The following is an 18,162-nucleotide window of genomic DNA, read 5'->3' as shown; positions in this document are numbered from 1 at the left end:
CGGGTCGAGGGACATGAAGCAGCACAGCATTTCGGCTCATATTAGCGGCTTTACCCTACCGATAAAGCCCTTCGCCGTTACAAATGCGTCACAATCGCATCTGTGCGGACCAAAATTTCGACTTCAAGCCGTTTCGCCGCCTTCGGCGGCTTCTCGAGACGTGATCACCTTGTCGATCAAACCCCAGTCTAAAGCCTCGTCGGCACTCATGAAATGATCGCGGTCAAGAGTCTGTTCCACCTCTTCATAGGTACGACCGCAATGCCTGACATAAACTTCGTTCAGTCTGCGCTTCATCTTGAGGATGTCGCGCGCATGCCGCTCGATGTCGGAGGCCTGCCCCTGAAAGCCGCCCGACGGCTGGTGAACCATGATGCGCGAGTTCGGCGTCGCGAAGCGCATGTCCTTGTGGCCAGCGGCCAAGAGCAGCGAACCCATCGACGCCGCCTGACCGATGCAGAGTGTAGAAACCGCCGGCTTGATGAACTGCATAGTGTCATAAATGGCCATGCCGGCCGTCACGACGCCCCCGGGTGAATTGATGTAGAGCGCGATCTCCTTCTTCGGGTTTTCCGCCTCGAGGAAAAGTAACTGCGCGCAGACAAGCGTCGCCATGTGATCTTCGACCGGGCCCGTCAGGAAAATGATGCGCTCCTTGAGCAGCCGCGAATAGATGTCATACGACCGTTCGCCGCGGTTGGTCTGCTCGACAACCATCGGCACCAGCGCCATGGCCGTATCAACTGGATTTCTCATATCGAACCTTCATCAGTCGGGCCCGCAATCCCTTCGCGGACCGGGAATCATCGGATAAGCCTCGGCCCCTTACATAGAGTGTCAATGCCCTTCACTTCAAGTCGCGAGCGCTCGATAAGCTTAAAGGTCGCGGCTGCCGGGCCCAAAGCTTTTCATTGGCCGCGCGCCCCTGCCGATAGAACATTTTTCCAACGGCTGCCTCGGCACGCGCATCCATTGGCGCCTTGCGCACAGGCATTCGCGATTGTGCGGTAAACGACCCGTAAATTCGACCGGCAGCAGGGGCGATCAACGGCCAGAGCATGGCGCACCTCAAAGCTGTGATTCCAACGGCAGATAACGGATCGCGCCCGCGATGAGCCGGCGGAACAGGGATGCCTCGGGCTCGTGCCTGAGCAGCCGAGCCACACCATTCGTGCGGTCGCGCCAAACGGGCCGTCCGCCTTCCAGAAGCAGCCTGTAGCTGCGCTCCGGCGATGTCTCTTCGTCGAAGATCGTTTCTAGTTCGGCGGCAAGCGCCCGGTCCGAGAAGATGACCCCCATCTCCGTGTTGAGGGACGCGGATCGCGGGTCGAAATTCATCGAGCCCACATAGCCCGTCAAGCCGTCGACGAGAAACGCCTTGGTGTGGAGGCTCGCATTGCGCGCGCCGAACAGCGACATGCGGTGATGGTCGAGAAAATCGCCGGACGCCTTGAGTTCGTAAATATCGGCGCCGCCGCGAAGCACGCCAATGCGGTATTTCATGTATCCGCCATGAACGGCCGCTACATCGGTCGCCGCAAGCGAATTGGTCAGGACCGCCACCTTCACGCCCTTCGCCGCGAGCGCAGTCAGTTCGCGCGTACCCTCAGCACCCGGAATGAAGTAGGGCGATATGATGCGCAGGTCGCGCTCGGCCGCCTTTATCAGCGGAAAGAGCTCCCGCAGGAGCCAATTCTGCCGCTTCTGCATCAGCGCCTTTTCCGGCGGATCGAAGGCCACGCGAACGCCTTCGCAGCGGTGGAGAGTTCGACTGCCGCAATAGAGACCCGGACCGGCCTCCGCATTGTCGACCTTTTCCAGGTAGAAGCGGGCGCCAGCGGTGCGCGCCAGCGCTTCGAGCGTCTCGCGGAGCGCCGGCAGATAAGCTTTGCGCGGCGTTCTCAGCGCTGCGATCGGCAGAACGGAAGAGCTGTTCCAGTATTGGTCGAACATTTCCGTCACCTGGTCGACCACTGCCCCCGTCATCCAGACATCCAGATCGCGGAAATTGGAGAGTTCCGCCGCGTCGAAATAGGCGTCGCCGATGTTTCGGCCGCCGGAAATCGCCAGGCGCCCATCCGCTAGCCACAGCTTGTTATGCATCCGCCGCGTCGCGCTGAATGCACGAACCGCCATTTCGAAGCCGCGACGGAAGCGGTCAACCCTTGCGCGGCTCGGATTGAAGAGGCGTACCTCGACATTCGGGTGAGCGTCGAGCGAGATGCAGAGGCGGTCATGGATCCCGGCATTGATATCGTCGAGCAGCAGGCGAACGCGCACACCACGATCCGCCGCCTCGATGATCTCGCGCGTCAGCAGGAGACCGGTCAGATCGTCCTTCCAGTAATAATATTGCAGGTCGAGGCTGCGCCCGGCCCGGCGGGCCGAATGGGCCCGTACGACAAAGGCTTCGATATTGTCAGACACCAGGGCTATCGCGCTTTGAGGCAAGCCGTCGGACATGAGCGAGGCAACGCCCCTGTCGATTTCCGTCTCCTCGCCGGCAATCGGCAGGGCAAAGGAAGGCAGCGCATGGGGGCGACGGCCGAACACACCGTACACGTAGACTGTCGCCGCCGCGAGCAGCGCGAAAAGGACGGTGAGGAAGAGCGCAATCCACGACAACATGCCTGCCGCCTACCACATGTCTCCATTAATCGACCTTGATCGAAGGAGACATGCAAGTGCCACCATGGGACTCCATCCCGCGAGTTTACCCCTGAACCCTCTCCGATCTGCGCACAGACGTGGTGGCATTCTTTACACGGGCTCCACGCCGAGGAGCCCCGCGTGGCGTCCGTCCTCGTCCTTGATGGCGGCCTTCAGGTCGATGGATGCCTTGACCGGCAGGTGATCGGAGGCCACCCGCGCAAGCGGCGTGTCGTGCACCGCCACGGAGGTCACGAGTTGGTGGGGGTTGCCGAGGACCCGGTCGAGCGGAAAGAGCGGGAAACGCGACGGAAAGCTTGCGACGGTCCCGTGGGAGGGGTCGAAGAGGGGGTGCAGGAATCGTAAGGACGAGCGCTTGCCCATCCGCCACTCGTTGAGATCGCCGATCAGGAGGGTCGGCCGATCGCCGCCGTCGGCGGCGACCTGCATGATCGTTTCGGCCTGTCGCGCACGGGAGTGGCGGAGCAGGCCGAGATGGGCGGCGATCACCCTCAACGGTCCGACCTGGAGGTCAAGATCGACGACGAGCGCGCCGCGCGGCTCGACGCCGGGGAGGTTCAGCTGCCGCACAGCGGAAACGGCCCCTTCCCTGAGCAAAAGGACATTGCCATGCCAGCCATGGCCTTTTTCAGAAAATGGAGAGATCGGCACCGAAACGAGATGTGCTTCCCGACGCAGGTGATCGAGATCGAGTAGGCCGGCGCGTTCGCCGAATCTCTGATCGGCCTCCTGCAGGGCCACGATATCCGCTCCAAGTTCGGCGATGACCTGGGCGGTCCGCGTCGGATCGAAGCGGCCGTCGATGCCGACGCATTTATGGATGTTGTAGGATGCAATTACGATGTCGCCGCGGCTCACCGCCGCGTCGCGATTGACGACGGTCGGCCGCCGCTTGCGGATCGCTGCCATGATCCCCGCGGACAGTGTACCTTGCGATCTCGCCATGGCGTTCCTTGCTTGCTGCCGCATCATGCGCAAATAAGTTGGTCAGTGCCACCCAAAAAAGTCGACTTTGTGCCCGCCTCGCTTCTACCAACGCTGCTCGCCGATTGCTCTTGCGGCAACGTCGTCCGGCGCAATAGAGATCTATGACATGCATCAAGAGACGAAATCATGACACCAATCTCCATAGACGGCGCCGCCCGGCGCGTTCGCCTCGACGTTCGCGATCCCGATTTCTACCGCAATCCGCTTCCCGCCTATGCCGCGCTCCATGCGGAATGCCCCGCCTTTTTCTGGGAGGAGCCGCGGCAGTGGTGCTTTGCGGGCTACGAGCAGGTGAACGCGCTGCTGCGCGACCGCCGCTTCGGCCGCCAGATCCTTCATGTCGCGACGCGCGAGGAACTCGGCCTTGCCGAGCCGAAGCCGCATCTCAAGGATTTCGATGCGCTGGAGGCGCATTCGCTGCTCGAATTGGAACCGCCGGCGCATACCCGACTGCGAACGCTGGTCAACCGCGCCTTCGTTTCCCGTCAGATCGAGCAGCTGAGACCGGAGATCGAAGCGCTCTCGCATGCGGTCATCGACACATTCGAAAAGGATGGCGAGGTCGAACTGCTGAAGACCTATGCGGAAACGATCCCAGTCACCATCATCGCACGAATGCTCGGGATCCCCTTCGAGGCGGCCCCTCGGCTGCTCGACTGGTCGCACCGGATGGTAAAGATGTATGTGTTCAATCCGAGCGTCGAGACGGAGCTTGACGCCAACCGTGCTTCCGCGGAATTCGCCGAATACCTCAAGGGCATCATCGCCGGGAAACGTGCAGCGCCGGCGGACGATCTGCTCACCCATATGATCACCTCCGAGAAGGACGGCGAGCGACTCTCCGAGGCCGAATTGGTCTCGACGACCGTCCTGCTTCTGAATGCAGGCCACGAGGCGACGGTGCACCAGATCGGCAACGCCGTGCGCACCATCCTCAAGTCCGGCCTTTCCGCCACCGAGCTTTTCGTTAGTGAGGAAACGACGCAGCGCACCGTCGAGGAGTGCCTGCGTTTCGCAGCCCCCCTGCACATCTTTCAGCGTTATGCGCTCTGCGACATCGAGCTCGAGGACGGCATTGCGCTGAAGAAGGGCGACAGGATCGGGCTGATGCTCGGCGCTGCGAACGTCGACCCGCGCAAATTCTCCGCACCCGACACGTTCAAGCCCGACCGCGATGAAGGCGCCAACGTCTCCTTCGGCGCGGGCCTGCACTTCTGCATCGGTGCGCCGCTCGCCCGGCTGGAACTCAACATTGCGCTGCCGATCCTCTTTCGGCGGCTGCCGGGCATTCGGCTGAAAGATGAGCCGCCGGTCAAGGACAGCTTCCACTTCCACGGCTTGGAACGGCTGGATCTCGTCTGGTAATGCAATAGGCCCGGAAGCGCTTCACAATCCGTTAAGCATGGCGTCCTATGCCTTCTTGATGGAATCGCGAGGAGAGCCCTGCCAATGCAGCCAACGATGTTCACGAGCCTGATCGCCGTCGGCCTCGCCCTCAGCGGCTGCCAGAGCGACCTCGCCACGGTTGCCGACACGGCTCTCAGGGGCGCGCCCGGATATCCCGTCCAGCAACGGCCGGACCAGTCCCAGCCAAACACGCCCTCCCAGCCGACGGAGCCGTCCAGACCTACGCCTCCCACAGCGCCACCGGTCGAAGACGTGGTGGAGAAGCCGGCCTGCGATGCGGACATGCAGGCTAAGCTCAAGACGCCGGGTACCGACGCCGTCACGCTTGCCTGCAGCCTTCGCCTGTCCTCATCAGACGTCATCACGCATCCGGTCGTCTTCGAAGGCAGTGCTGCCTCCGGTTCCGTTCTCGACTGCGGCGGCGGACTGCTTGACGTGAGTGCCGGCCAATCGCGTAAGGAGAAGACCGCCATTGCGGTCCGCTCCAGGAAGTCGGCGGCCGGCGCGTGGGACGCACCGTCCTCCGTGACCATTCGCAACTGCCGGATCAAGGGCTTCGTGCGGCTTTACGGGCTTGGCGAGAACGCCAATGGTGAGACGATGAAGCTGTCGTCCCGCAACCGTGACCACACGGCCTTCGCCCAGGCCTCGGCGCCAAGGAATGTGCGCCTGGAGAACGTGACCTTCGACGCGCCGGACGGCATTCCCTTTTATGTCGGACCCGGTGTAACCAATGCGGCGCTCGTGAATTCCAAGGTCAATGGCCGTTCGACGGCCGTCGCCGTCTACCTGGACGCCGAGTCCGCCAACAACACGATCAGCAACAACGTCTTCGGCTTGACCACGGAGAAGCGAGAACTGATCGCCATCGACGGTTCGGCCGGGAACAGGATCACCAACAACACATTCGAGCACACAGACAATGGTGGCGTCTTCGTCTATCGCAATTGCGGCGAAGGGGGCGTGATCCGGCATCAGAAGCCGCAATTCAACCAGATCGTCGGTAATACGTTCCGCTACCGCTCATCGTTCCTCGCAAGGCCGGCCGTATGGCTGAACTCGCGCAATGGCTCGAGCAGCTATTGCTTCAAGGATCCCGCCTATCCCTTCGGAAGCAGCGCTAGCAATCTCGATTTCGCCGAGAATAATGTGGTGCGCAACAACCGGCTGGACGGTGGCTCGGCAAGCCTGATCCGGAACGATGATCCGAGCAACGAGGTCAGCGGCAATATCGGGAGCGGCGGCTGGTGAGCTGGGCAAAAACGCGAGCGTTGGTAGGCTCTGCCTAAAGCCGGACGACGTAGTCCTTGCGGGTCGTTTCCACGACTTCCCATGTTCCGTTGAAGCCGGGCCGCAGGACCATGCGGTGGCCGGGCCGCAGATGAACGGCCTCGCCGCCTTCCTCAGTCACGATCGAATAGCCGGAGAGGATGTGGAAATACTCCCATTCTTCATAGATGACCCGCCATTTTCCGGGCGTCGATTCCCAGATGCCGGCATAAAGCCCCCCGGGCGCTTCCTCGATGTTCCAGGTGCGGAATTCAGGCGTTCCTGAAATCAGCCGATCGGGCGCCGGAGCGCCGATCTCCGCTTCGGCCGTAACCGGATCAAATCTCAGCATGTGGCTCATGAGGCACCTCCTTGCTGCAATTCCTTGGCCCTTGGCTTCAGATGTGGTTCGTCACATACCTCTGACAAGCGCCGAATTGAAAACATTCAGTTTTTCTGAAACCGGCTTCAGATACCATTGGTCGATTCCTCAGATACCCGTGATCAGGTGCGGCATCTACATCGCATACCATTGACCAACTCTGCAACCGTACGGCAAGCCCCTGCATTTCCAAGGGAATTCATGACAGATGTGGCTTACGCCGCGCTGGACCTGAAGAACGAGGCCGGGCCTCCCCTTCCCATCTAACTCCAGTCAGTTTCCTGTCCCCCGCTCCGTCGGACTGATCCGCAGCTATCTGCCGGCGATCGCACTGAGGCGGATAGCTTCGTTTCCTCGGGCTCGCCATTAGGCCGAGGCTCCCGTGGGCTAGCCGGGTCCGGCCTCAAACATCAGCGTCCAACACCGGGGGGTGACAAATGCGATTGTTGCCGCGACAGTTGTTATGGTGAACTGATAAGCGTTTAGCTCTGGTGTTGTGGAATATTCCTGAGCGACTTACGTTAGTTTAGCGCGAAGATTCGCGGCGGGATGGTATATGAAAGTTGAAACTCAGGAACACGTAGACCACCGCATCATCAGATGGACAGTGTGAGCACCATGCCTGATCCTGGTCCCTCGCACATTGAAATGCATCTAAGCGGTCTTCAGGCTTCGTCCCTGTACCGAAACATTTTCATCCCCGTGTACACGGAGGATGACGAGGCTCGGTTTTTCTTGCAACACCTCCTCGACTACATAAGCAAGACGTTGGACACCGGATTTGCGTCGGCGAAGAACCTTCTGCACTTCGTTGAGGCGAACATCGGTTCAGACGCTCTGACCAGCCTCTTCCGCGATTTGAAGATGAATCAGTCATCGATGCGGTCGATATGCATACTCGACGGCGACCAAATGTCCGATCCAAAGCACCACATAATAGCCTTGCCGGGCGGGTCGCCACCCGATCGCATGTTTTCCATTTTTCTGCGAGAACTGATGACGGGCGAGGCGCATAACGCCTTCTGGCACGAGGTACAGGCCTTCGGTTACTCGAAGCTCACGGCAAGCGACGTATTGAAGGACTTCGACAGTATTGCCGAGAAGATCGCTGAGGAAAAGTCCGCGGGTAGATCGACTCACGGTCTTCAGCGGATTTTGAGCAAGGCTCACTTTAAAGAGCATCGTGCTTTCTACGACCTTGTCAGAAAGGCTTGGCTGGTAAACGAAGGAAGCCAAGCTGCAATTAGGAAGTTCCGCAACGAACTCTTCGCCGCATTTAAGAAGACGGCTGCCTTTCGTTCGATTGACGCACGCATATGGCCTCAACTTACAACTGAAGCGGCGGCGTGAACATAGATCGTCAGCACCATTTCGTCTGAATTCTGCGATCTGTCTGCGAGGCATCCGGTGAGCGATTATCGTGAGGTTTAGCCGAACGCCTAATGCGTAGCTAATTGCGCGCTTGCCTTAGCGTTCGTCGAACAGTCCGTCGGATGACCACTGCAGACGCCCAGCCCAATACGCATGCCTCGCCCCCGAACACTCTTCCCGCTCTAGGGGAATATCAATGTCCTAGACAGCTGCAATCGCCCTGTAGGCAAGTCGCGGTGAGACGTGATCCGCGTCTTTACGGTTTGATTGACAACTAGCGCGTCGCCGGCTCAATCTTCGGTAGTTCCATGAGGGCGGCGCTTTGGAAGAGGAAATACGCTTCGGGCCATTTCGGTTAATCCCCGCCAGGCGCAGCCTGTTGAAGGAGGGAACAGCGGTGCCGCTGGGAAGCCGGGCGCTCGACATCCTGTCATTCCTCGCATCGCATCCCGGCGAATTGAAGACCAACGACGAGATCGTCAAGCAGGTCTGGCCCAATACGTTCGTCGACGAGGCGAATCTCAGGGTGCATCTATCGGCGCTCCGAAAGGCACTTGGGGATAGCCAGGGCTCTCCGCGGTTCATAAGTAACGTTCCGGGACGCGGATACGCGTTCATCGCCCCTCTGGAACGGGACAACCGGGCAGCGTCCGTACGTGTCGCTCCGCTTGCGAATTCGCACTCCGGACGCTTTCCCGCGCGCATTTTCGGCCGAGAGGAAAGCATCGCCGGAATTGCGGGCCAACTGGCCAAGGAGCGGCTGGTCACGATCTGCGGACCGGGCGGCATTGGTAAGTCAACCCTCGCGAAAGCCGTCTTGTCGAGGTGTGCGGCAGACCTTGACGCTGTCTGGATCGATCTCTCGGAAATCGGGAATGGAGTTCTGGTCCCCACCGTGGTCGCGTCGGAGCTGGGCATCCTGATCCGCACCGACAACATAGTGAGGGACATAAGCGCACATCTCGATGCGCGTAATGTGGTGGTCGTCCTCGACAGTTGTGAGCACGTTGTGGAGCACGCGGCCGAATTCGCTGAAGCGCTGCTGGATCAGACAATATCTCCGCGAGTACTCACAACGAGCCGCGAGCCTCTCCGCGCACGCGGCGAACGCGTCTACCGCCTGCAGCCCTTGGGTCTTCCTCCTTCTGCCGCCACCGCCGCGGCCGCCTTGGTTTCCCCAGCGGTCCAGCTGTTCGTGGATCGCGCCGACGCCTGTCTCGGCGGGTACGAACTTTCGGATGCCGACGCGCCCTACGTCGCGGAAATCTGCTCGAGGCTCGACGGCATCGCCCTGGCAATCGAGCTTGCCGCGGGCCGCCTTGAGTCCCTTGGCGTGGCCGCGCTGTCACGCTCCCTCTCCGATTGCTTCCGCGTGCTGTCGCGCGGCCGCAGGACGGCGCTTCCCCGGCATCAGACGCTTCGTGCAACGATCGACTGGAGCTATCTGCGTCTCCCGCCGCCGGAGCAGCAGGCCCTGAAAGAACTTTCGGTCCTGCCAGGCGGCTTCACGGGAGGAGCCGCGCGCGCCGTTATCTCCGGCGGCGAAGCCGATGACCTTCTTGCGGCACTCGTCTCGAAATCGCTGCTGGTCGCGGACACCCATTACGGTGAGCCGGTCTATCGCCTGCTCGACACCACCCGCCTCTACGCCTCGGAGAAATTGGCCGACGCCGGAGAGTTCTCCGTTGTCATGTCCAGTTTTTCCGAACACCTCATCGCGTTGCTCGAGGCGGCGGAAGGGGAGATTTATTCCGTCTCGATGGACGAGTGGTCGCAGGATTTCGCGCAGCAGGTGCCTGGCCTTCGCGCTGCGCTCGAGTGGAGCTTCGGCAATTCGGGCGACATCCTCCGAGCGGTACGATTGACCGTGGCCGCTCTGCCCCTCCTCTTCCGCCTTTCCCTACTCGACGAATGTCTGGTCGCCGTAACCAAGGCACTCGGCCACCTCGATGCGCGACCCGATCTCGACGAGCGGAGCAGGATGAAGCTGTATGCTGCGCTTGGATGGCCGCAGATGCGATCCACCGATGCGTCGAAGCATGGCATAGGCGCATGGACGACGGCCTTGCACATCGCGGAAAAGCTGGGCGATGTCGACTACCAGCTGCGCGCCATGTGGGCGTTGTGGGTAGACGCGATAAACCGAGGGGAGCCGAGACCCGCCCTCGAGCTGGTCGGTCGTTATCTGGCAGTCGCGCCATCCTCACCCGATCGGGCGGACGTCATCATCGGACGCCGCATGCATGGAGCAACACTGCACTGGCTCGGCCGACACGCGGAAGCGGTGGACGAGCTCCGGATGATGCTGGCCGAGTACGAGACCGTTCCCGACGGGCGACATTCCGTCCGTTTCCAGTTCGACCAGCGAGTGACCGCGAGGATCATTCTGGCGCGGTGCCTTTGGGTCCTGGGGGAAGAGGACGCCGCCCTCCGCGAGATCGCCGAGACCATCAGGCACGCGCTGGACATCCGCCACCACCTTTCGCTCAGCAACGTCCTGGCGGAGGCGGCATGCCCCATAGCTTTGCTTGCTGGCCGCAACGACCTTGCAGCAGAATACATCGAGCTCCTGCGCGAGCACACGAAGGCGCTGTCACTCGACGTCTGGAACACCTATGCGGACTGCTTCGAGGCCGAACTTCAGCTCAGAACGGGAAAGCCGGGCGAGTGCCTGACACAAATACGCTCGAGCATGGGCGTGCTCGTCGGGGCAGGCTTCACGCTCTTCCAGACGATCTTCCAGACGACGGAGGCCAAGGCTCTTGCCGCCTCAGGCTGCCTGGAAGAGGCACTGGCGGCAATAAATGCCGCGCTCGGCCGCTGCGCCTCTTCTGGCGAGCGCTGGTGCCTGCCCGAGCTTCATCGAGTCAAGGGCCATATAGAAGCCCAGGCGGCGGGCGGTGGACCGTCGGCACTGGCCGCGTTCGAAGCCGCTCTCGAAAGCGCGCTCGTCGACAAGGCGGAGGGATGGAAACGTCTCATCGTGGAGGACATCGCCCAGTGTCGCGCCGCGCTGGCCGCTGCCCAAGCCGACGAGTTTGTCATCGAGCGGCGAGGTGATGGGGGGATGCAGGCACCGCCAATCATTCCCGCGGGCGATCCTTCCGTGCCTTCGTGAGATGCGGATAGAGCGTTCCGTTTACACCGATTTACAACTCTCAACTCGTCCGCCCTCCCCGATCCGTGCACAAATGCCAGGAAGAGGAGAGTGCAAATGGACCATGCCACACCGATCCGCCTTTTGGTCATTCTGTCGGCGGATATGGTCGGAGAGTCCTCGAACGATGAAATACGCATCGAGCGAATTGCACCCGTTTACTACATGTTCAAGGACGTAGAGGCGGACGTCGTTCTCGCCACGCCGACGGGCGGGTATGCCGCGCTTGCCCCCGATCTGCGCCAGTTCCCAAGCGAGGAGCCATGCGTTCAGCGCTTTCTCTCGGATCGCGACGCGAGGGATGACTTTGCCGATACTCTGAGCCTCGATCAGATCGTCATCGACGATTTCGACGCAGCGTTCTGTTTCGGATTTTCAGGCTCGATCTGGGGGGCGGACGGCCTGGGCGTCGCGCCCATGATCCGGGCCTTCCTCGGAGACATGAAGCCCGTGGCGATCATCCCCGGCCGAGGCCTCGACATCGCTGCCGAAGGCGCGGGGAGCGGGTTGCTGGTCGTCGGTGACAGTGGGCAGTCTGCGGCGCTCGCGGCACATGCACTCCTCAACGTGATCGAACTTCGCAGGCAGTTCGCGACGACGGCGTAACTCACTGTCTACACCGCTCCTTTGCACGGATTTACGACACTTAACTCGCGAAAACGCCCTTTCTGGAAGAGGTTGCAATCGTTCAGGCGGACACCGCAAGGGAGATGCAAAATGGATGAACAATCAGTCGCATTCACGGCGGAGGCCACACGGAGGGACGTGCTGCTTGCGGGAGGTTTCGCCCTCGCCGCAATCGTATTGCCCGGCAAAACGTCGGCCGCCCCTCCAGCGACTTCAACCGAGAAGAGGAGTGAGGACATGTCGTTTATCAGGACCGCGGACGGAACGGAAATTTTCTACAAGGACTGGGGACAACGCGACGCCCAGCCCATCGTCTTCCATCACGGGTGGCCGCTGAGCGCCGACGACTGGGATGCCCAGATGATGTTCTTCCTGGACAAGGGTTATCGCGTCATCGCGCATGACCGTCGCGGCCACGGCCGTTCCACGCAGACGTCGTCCGGCAACGAAATGGACACCTATGCGGCCGATGTCGCGGCGCTTACGGATGCGCTTGATCTCAGGGACGCTGTCCATGTCGGCCACTCGACAGGCGGCGGTGAGGTTGCGCACTACGTCGCGCGGGCCAAGCCCGGGCGCGTGGCGAAGGCCGTGCTGATCGGCGCGGTTCCGCCCGTCATGGTGAAGTCGGACAAGAACCCCGGCGGCCTGCCGATCGAGGTTTTCGACGGCTTCCGCGCCGCGCTCGTCGCCAACCGCGCCCAGTTCTTCCTCGATATTCCTGCCGGACCGTTCTACGGGTTCAACCGCCCCGGCGCGAAAGTCAGCCAGGGCGTCGTCGACAACTGGTAGCGTCAGGGCATGATGGGTGGCGCGAAGGCCCATTACGACTGCATCAAGGCCTTCTCCGAGACGGACTTCACCGAAGACCTCGAGCGGATAAAGGTGCCGACGCTGGTCATGCACGGCGACGACGATCAGATCGTCCCCTATGCCGACTCCGCTCCGCTTTCGGTCAAGCTCCTGAAGAACGGCACGCTAAAGACCTACGAAGGCCTGCCTCACGGCATGTGCACCACCCACCCCGAGATTATCAACGCGGACCTCCTGGGCTTTATCCGCGGCTGACCCGGCGAGGAGAACCGCACCGAGAGTATCGTTTCGGTGCCCCTCCCCATTCTGTTTGGCTAGGCAACAAAGACGCACTGGAAAGGGGAATACGGGTGACATACGCCCTCGCAATACTCATCGGCATCACCGCAGGCCTCCGTGCAATGACAGCCCCGGCGGCCGCCGCCTGGGCGGCCCACCTCGGCTGGTTCGATGTCTCCGGGACCCCGCTCGCTTTCATGGGCTACAGGTGGACGCCCTTGATTTTCACTGCGCTGGCGCTCGTCGAGCTCGTCACCGACCAGCTCCCGAACACCCCGTCCCGCAAAGTGCCGATGCAATTCGGCGCTCGCATTCTCATGGGGGCGCTCGCAGGAGCTACCGTGGGCGCGGCCGGCGGGTCGCTCACCGAAGCCTTACTCGCCGGCACCTTCGGTGCGATTGCCGGGACGCTCGCGGGTGCCGCCGCCCGCGGCAGGCTGGCCAAAGCGTTCCGACGCGACACTCCGGCTGCCCTCATCGAGGATGCCGTGGCGATCGGCGGCGCTCTCCTCATCGTGGCGTCCGTACCATGACCGCTCTCAACGCTACTCAAGCGAACAGGAAAGCAAAATGACACAAGGAACAGCCCTTATCACCGGAGCCTCATCAGGCATCGGCGCGGTTTACGCCGAACGGCTGGCCCGCCGGGGTCACGATCTCATTCTCGTCGCCCGTGACTTCGACCGCCTGAAATCACTATCCAACCGTCTGTCGGGCGACCACGGCGTGGTCGTCACTCCTCTGATCGCAGACCTCACCAGCGTGGCCGATCTGGAACGGGTAATTGTGAAGCTTCGCGAGGACGCCGAGATATCCCTGCTTGTGAACTGTGCCGGCATCGGCCCGAACGGCCCTTTGCTGGGATCGGACCCCGACAGTCTCAGCAAGATGGTCCAGCTCAATGTCGACGTCCTGCATTCCCTGACCGCGACGGCGGCGCACACCTTTGCGCACCGCCGCAATGGAACGATCATAAACATAGCTTCCGCGGTGGCGCTGATGCCCGAGCGTTTCAACGCGACCTACGTCGCGACTAAGGCGTTCGTTCTTGCTCTGACGCAGGCGTTGTCCGCAGAACTGGAGCCACACGGCGTCCGGATGCAAACCGTGCTTCCGGGCTTCACGCGAACCGAGATATTCGACAGAGCCGGCATCGACATCGGCGTGATCCCCGCGGACATGATGATGGACGCGGGCGAAATGGTGGACGCAGCCCTGGCTGGTTTCGATCGCGGGGAGGTGGTGACGATCCCCTCCCTCGCCGACGGCGACCTCTGGGAGCAGCATGAAAGGACAAGACGCGACCTCGGGCCGCACCTCTCGCTGAAACATGCGGCCGCACGGTATCGGCCGAGAGGAGAGATGAGATGAGCGATCCAAGAGCAGTGCTATTCACGCGTCGCGACTTACTCTCAGTCACCGCCGCGGCGGCTTCGGCCGCAGTACTTCCGCCAGCCTTGTACGCCTCCGATTTCCACCGGTTCAAGCACGGCGCGTTCGACATCACCGTCGTCAGTGACGGCTTCATTACACTGCCAGCCGAAATACTCCTGCCAGACGCCACGCCCGAGGAACGGCAGATGATAATGGCAAGGCTCGGCGGCAACGACCAAGGCGCACCTGTGCAGGCCAATATTCCACTCATCCGCCACGGCAACGACCTCATTCTGATTGACAACGGCTCCGGGTCGAATTTCCAGTCCACGGCCGGAAAGCTCGCGGTCAACCTCAGCGCCTTGGGCGTGGACCCCGCGAAGATCACGAAGGTCGTCTTCACCCATGCCCATCCCGATCACTCGGGCGCGACGATCACCTCCAACGGCAAGGTTCTGTATCCCAATGCCCATTACTTCGTCAGCCGGGCCGAATGGGATTTCTGGACCGACAAGAACTTCGAAGCCAAGATGCCTCCAGTCCTGCACGGTTTCGCGCAGGGGGCCCAGCGCGACCTGTTCGCCGTACGGGATCGACTGACACTCGTCAAACCGGGCGAGGAGATCGTACCTGGCATGCTGGTCGTTGACACCCCAGGCCATACGCCAGGTCACATGTCAATCGAACTCGCCGGCGACGAGAACCTCCTCGTCACAGGGGACGCCTGCACCAATGATGTCATCTTCTTCGAGCATCCTTCATGGCATTTCGGCTTCGATACCGACGCGGAGACCGCTCTCAAAAGCAGGCAAATGCTCTTGGATCGGGCTGCGTCCGAGAAGTTGCGGATGCTCGGCTACCACTGGGCATATCCAGGCATCGGGTATGCGGAGCGTCGCGGGAGCGGATATGCGTTCGTGAAGGCATAGGACGTCACTCCCGGTGTGCAGGGCGGCCCGGAGTCCACGAGATCATGCGGCTCATACCCATCAATTTCATCCGAGGCTCCCCCGACGGTCCAGTTCTCCCGGTGGAAGACGCCCACCACGAAATCCCGAACGCCCGTGTCTTGGATGGCCGGAAACCGAGCTGTGAAGAAGTGACAATGCGCAGGGGACCGTGCCGAAGACGAGGAAGTCATTCGCGCCCTGGACCTTGCTCCGCTCGCTGGCGTGAAGCATCAAACTCCTTCGAGTTGGCCGTCGCTGCCGCCATCTGCCTCTTCGGTTTCCAGCCCGGCGCGGCTCTATAATCCCGTTCTGACCGGCGACGCCCAGTATGGGTCCGTGCTGGCTCATTCTCAATTTCACTCAGCCTTTGTCGGCGGCGGGCCAATTGTTGGTCGGTCCTTCGATGACTTGTTCGCCGACGTCTTCGGCGGGATCAGGGTCTCGTTCGTAGGCGGTCCGAAGGTTGTCCAACCTCGTCAAGAATGGCGGCGAAGACATCCTGTTGGCGCGCGCCGGCGACGACGGCGGCGTCAACCAGTTTTTCCAGTTCGAGGCGCAGCTCGGCCCGCCAATCATTCATCGTCATTGACCTTCCTCCGTAGGCCCATCTGAATGTTCGATCCAGGTCGGCGCGTGGTCGCTTGTGTGCTCCGTACCGGGGATGAGTCGCTACGGAAAGCGAGCTTTGACTAGGGGATGAGCCTCGAATTCCGGTCTTGTAAGTTTTAGCTTCTTCAGAAGGTCAACGGCCACTCACTCGATCTCGGACGCGTAGCTCGCGACCAAGTCGGACGTTTCACTCCAAAGCTCGAGCTCGTCGGCCTGCATGGAGATTTCCGCGTCGGCTCGGGGGCGATCACTGTAGCGGACGTTGCGAAGGAGGTTCATTAGCTGCGAGACCATCTTGTGATCCATATGGCCGCTGACTTCGGTGGTAAGACAGATAGCCGCTTGGTTGTCGACCACGCCTCCCTTTAGAGCTTGGGCTATTACGCCTGCGTACAAGACCTTCACCCGGTCCTCGCACCACTTTTCCAACTCAAGCATCGAAGTTATCGGCCTTGACGTGTCGAGTTCCGAAGTGCCGCCGATGAAGACCAGATTGCCTAGCGGAGGTTCGATCGAAACGTCGCCCATCTCAAACTTGAGATGGTAGCCCACGAAGTGGTGGCCTAGCTCGTGCCGAGCACGATCCAGACCCGAAATTGCAGCCACCGGCTTTTTGCCATTGAATATAGGATGTGCCCAGACGGCATACGCAATAGCCCGATAACACGCGTTATATGGTTGGAGAAGGTTAGCCCAACGACTCCACACTGAGGTTAGTGGCTGGAGGGGGAAGGCTTTTTAGCTGCCCCAACGCATCTACCGTCTGGTTCAGGAAATCGGCTGGGGCTGGGTAGCCGAAAAGTGGCTGGATCACAATCCTGCAAACATCCAGATGGACCTGCCAAATCCCCTGCCACAAGTTTCACATGCGGGGGATTTCTGTTTGTTTTCCTCAGAATACACCCACCATCGACGGTTGAAACGTGTCAGAGGTATGCGCGGAAAAAACAGACGTTTGTGATGAACAACATCAGACCTTCGCCAGCGCCTGATCCAGGTCGGCAATGATGTCCTCGACGTCCTCGATGCCGATCGACAGACGGACGACCTCCGGCCCGGCACCGGCAGAAACCTGCTGTTCCAGCGTGAGTTGCCGGTGAGTGGTCGAGGCCGGGTGAATGACGAGCGAGCGGGTGTCGCCGATATTCGCGAGATGCGAGAACATCTCGAGCGCTTCGACGAAACGCTTGCCCGCCTCGTATCCGTCCTTGAGCCCGAAGGTGAAGACAGCGCCCGCCCCCTTCGGAGAGTAACGCTGCTGGAGCGCATGGTTCGGGTCGCCATCGAGCCCGGCATAGCGGACCCAGGAGACCTTTTCCTGCGCCGCCAGCCATTTGGCCACGGCATGTGCGTTATCGCAATGGCGCTGCATCCTCAGCGGCAGCGTCTCGACGCCCGTCTGGATCAGGAAGGCGTTCATGGGCGAGATCGCCGGTCCGAAATCCCGGAGCCCCAGGACGCGGGCCGCAACGGCGAAGGCGAAATTGCCGAAGGCCTGGTGCAGCACGATGCCCGCATATTCAGGCCGTGGCTCGGAAAGAAGCGGATACTTGCCTGATTTCGACCAATCGAACGTGCCGCCGTCGACCAGAATGCCGCCCATCGAATTGCCATGGCCGCCGATGAACTTGGTCAGCGAATGGACGACGATATCCGCCCCGTGCTCCAGCGGCCGCACGAGATAGGGTGTCGCCATCGTATTGTCGACGATCAGCGGCAGGCCGTGCCGGCGGGCGACTTCGGCAACCGCTGCGATATCGACGAAGATGCCGCCCGGATTGGCGAGGCTCTCGATGAAGATCGCCTTCGTGCGCCCGTCGATCTCTGCCCCGAAGCTTTCCGGATCGGCGCAATCGGCCCAACGCACCTGCCAGGCGAAGGACTTGAAGGCCTGGCCGAACTGGTTGACGGAACCGCCATAGAGCTGCCGTGCCGCGATGAAGTTGTCGCCCGGGCTCATGATCGTATGAAATGCGAGAAGCTGGGCTGCATGGCCCGAAGCCACGGCAAGCGCCGCCGTGCCGCCTTCGAGCGCGGCAATCCGCTCCTCCAGTACCGCCTGCGTCGGATTCATGATACGGGTGTAGATATTGCCGAATTGCTGCAGCCCGAAGAGTGCCGCGGCGTGATCCGCGTCGTTGAAGACGAAACTCGTCGTCTGGTAGATCGGCGTCGCGCGCGCGCCGGTCGTCGGGTCGGGCTGGGCTCCCGCGTGTATGGCCAGCGTGCTGAAGCCGGGTCCGGCTTTCGTCATCATGTTCTCCCTA

General features: G+C 61.3%; 14 protein-coding genes and 2 pseudogenes. 9 read left to right on the top strand and 7 right to left on the bottom strand.

The features are described from left to right. Positions 1–123 precede the first annotated feature (123 nt). The 3 genes from clpP to EKH55_RS04740 form a co-directional block, all read right to left on the bottom strand. Entirely contained in the window at positions 124–756 is a 633-nt protein-coding gene (gene clpP, locus EKH55_RS04750) for an ATP-dependent Clp endopeptidase proteolytic subunit ClpP (protein ID WP_069460708.1), read from the bottom strand. Between the two features lie 312 nt (positions 757–1,068). After that, positions 1,069–2,628 carry a phospholipase D family protein gene (locus EKH55_RS04745; RefSeq protein ID WP_069460707.1) on the bottom strand — a complete coding sequence of 520 codons (1,560 nt, stop codon included), beginning with the start codon at positions 2,626–2,628 and terminating at the stop codon, positions 1,069–1,071. A gap of 132 nt (positions 2,629–2,760) precedes the next feature. Next, positions 2,761–3,615 carry an endonuclease/exonuclease/phosphatase family protein gene (locus EKH55_RS04740; RefSeq protein ID WP_069460706.1) on the bottom strand — a complete coding sequence of 285 codons (855 nt, stop codon included), beginning with the start codon at positions 3,613–3,615 and terminating at the stop codon, positions 2,761–2,763. 168 nt (positions 3,616–3,783) lie between these two features. Here EKH55_RS04740 and EKH55_RS04735 point away from each other — a divergent pair, with 168 nt between their 5' ends. Together EKH55_RS04735 and EKH55_RS04730 are read left to right on the top strand one after the other, a co-directional pair. Beyond that, on the top strand, positions 3,784–5,022 hold the full coding sequence (locus EKH55_RS04735; RefSeq protein WP_069460705.1) for a cytochrome P450: 1,239 nt from the start codon (positions 3,784–3,786) through the stop codon (positions 5,020–5,022). 84 nt (positions 5,023–5,106) lie between these two features. Continuing rightward, positions 5,107–6,315, top strand: coding sequence for a right-handed parallel beta-helix repeat-containing protein (locus EKH55_RS04730; RefSeq protein ID WP_069460704.1), 1,209 nt, complete (start codon positions 5,107–5,109; stop codon positions 6,313–6,315). Between the two features lie 34 nt (positions 6,316–6,349). On the opposite strand, the gene EKH55_RS04725 is transcribed toward EKH55_RS04730, so the two are convergent. Beyond that, on the bottom strand, positions 6,350–6,694 hold the full coding sequence (locus tag EKH55_RS04725) for a cupin domain-containing protein (protein WP_151611094.1): 345 nt from the start codon (positions 6,692–6,694) through the stop codon (positions 6,350–6,352). Positions 6,695–7,333: 639 nt separating this feature from the next. Between EKH55_RS04725 and EKH55_RS04720 the strand changes: the two genes are divergently transcribed. The 7 genes and pseudogenes from EKH55_RS04720 (at position 7,334) to EKH55_RS04690 (ending at position 15,265) form a co-directional block, all read left to right on the top strand. Continuing rightward, complete coding sequence (locus EKH55_RS04720) at positions 7,334–8,065, top strand: hypothetical protein (protein ID WP_151611093.1); 732 nt, start codon at positions 7,334–7,336, stop codon at positions 8,063–8,065. A gap of 343 nt (positions 8,066–8,408) precedes the next feature. Continuing rightward, on the top strand, positions 8,409–11,204 hold the full coding sequence (locus tag EKH55_RS04715) for an ATP-binding protein (protein ID WP_486669405.1): 2,796 nt from the start codon (positions 8,409–8,411) through the stop codon (positions 11,202–11,204). A gap of 96 nt (positions 11,205–11,300) precedes the next feature. Beyond that, a complete protein-coding gene (locus EKH55_RS04710) occupies positions 11,301–11,849 on the top strand; it encodes a type 1 glutamine amidotransferase family protein (RefSeq protein ID WP_069460700.1) in 549 nt (182 codons plus the stop codon). 258 nt (positions 11,850–12,107) lie between these two features. After that, positions 12,108–12,938: pseudogene (locus EKH55_RS04705) on the top strand (alpha/beta fold hydrolase). A 146-nt stretch (positions 12,939–13,084) separates the two neighbouring features. Next, positions 13,085–13,495, top strand: a complete 411-nt coding sequence (locus EKH55_RS04700) for a DUF4126 domain-containing protein (RefSeq protein ID WP_427915842.1) — start codon at positions 13,085–13,087, stop codon at positions 13,493–13,495. 37 nt (positions 13,496–13,532) lie between these two features. Beyond that, positions 13,533–14,333: an SDR family NAD(P)-dependent oxidoreductase gene (locus EKH55_RS04695; protein WP_151611090.1), complete on the top strand. Its 801-nt coding sequence runs from the start codon at positions 13,533–13,535 to the stop codon at positions 14,331–14,333. Further along, entirely contained in the window at positions 14,330–15,265 is a 936-nt protein-coding gene (locus tag EKH55_RS04690; protein ID WP_071025230.1) for an MBL fold metallo-hydrolase, read from the top strand. Before EKH55_RS04695 ends, EKH55_RS04690 begins: the two co-directional genes overlap by 4 nt. 381 nt (positions 15,266–15,646) lie before the next feature. Here EKH55_RS04690 and EKH55_RS04680 read toward each other — a convergent pair. From EKH55_RS04680 to EKH55_RS04665, 3 genes and pseudogenes are all read right to left on the bottom strand, one after another. Further along, positions 15,647–15,872, bottom strand: a pseudogene (locus tag EKH55_RS04680) (hypothetical protein). A 167-nt stretch (positions 15,873–16,039) separates the two neighbouring features. Continuing rightward, positions 16,040–16,447, bottom strand: a complete 408-nt coding sequence (locus EKH55_RS04670) for a hypothetical protein (protein WP_151611089.1) — start codon at positions 16,445–16,447, stop codon at positions 16,040–16,042. Between the two features lie 418 nt (positions 16,448–16,865). After that, positions 16,866–18,149 carry an O-acetylhomoserine aminocarboxypropyltransferase gene (locus EKH55_RS04665; protein ID WP_151611945.1) on the bottom strand — a complete coding sequence of 428 codons (1,284 nt, stop codon included), beginning with the start codon at positions 18,147–18,149 and terminating at the stop codon, positions 16,866–16,868. Positions 18,150–18,162 lie beyond the last annotated feature (13 nt).

The organism is Sinorhizobium alkalisoli (genome assembly GCF_008932245.1).
GTDB classification, from domain to species: domain Bacteria; phylum Pseudomonadota; class Alphaproteobacteria; order Rhizobiales; family Rhizobiaceae; genus Sinorhizobium; species Sinorhizobium alkalisoli.
Note: the sequence above shows the minus strand (reverse complement) of the source record. Positions and strands in the feature narration are given on the sequence as shown.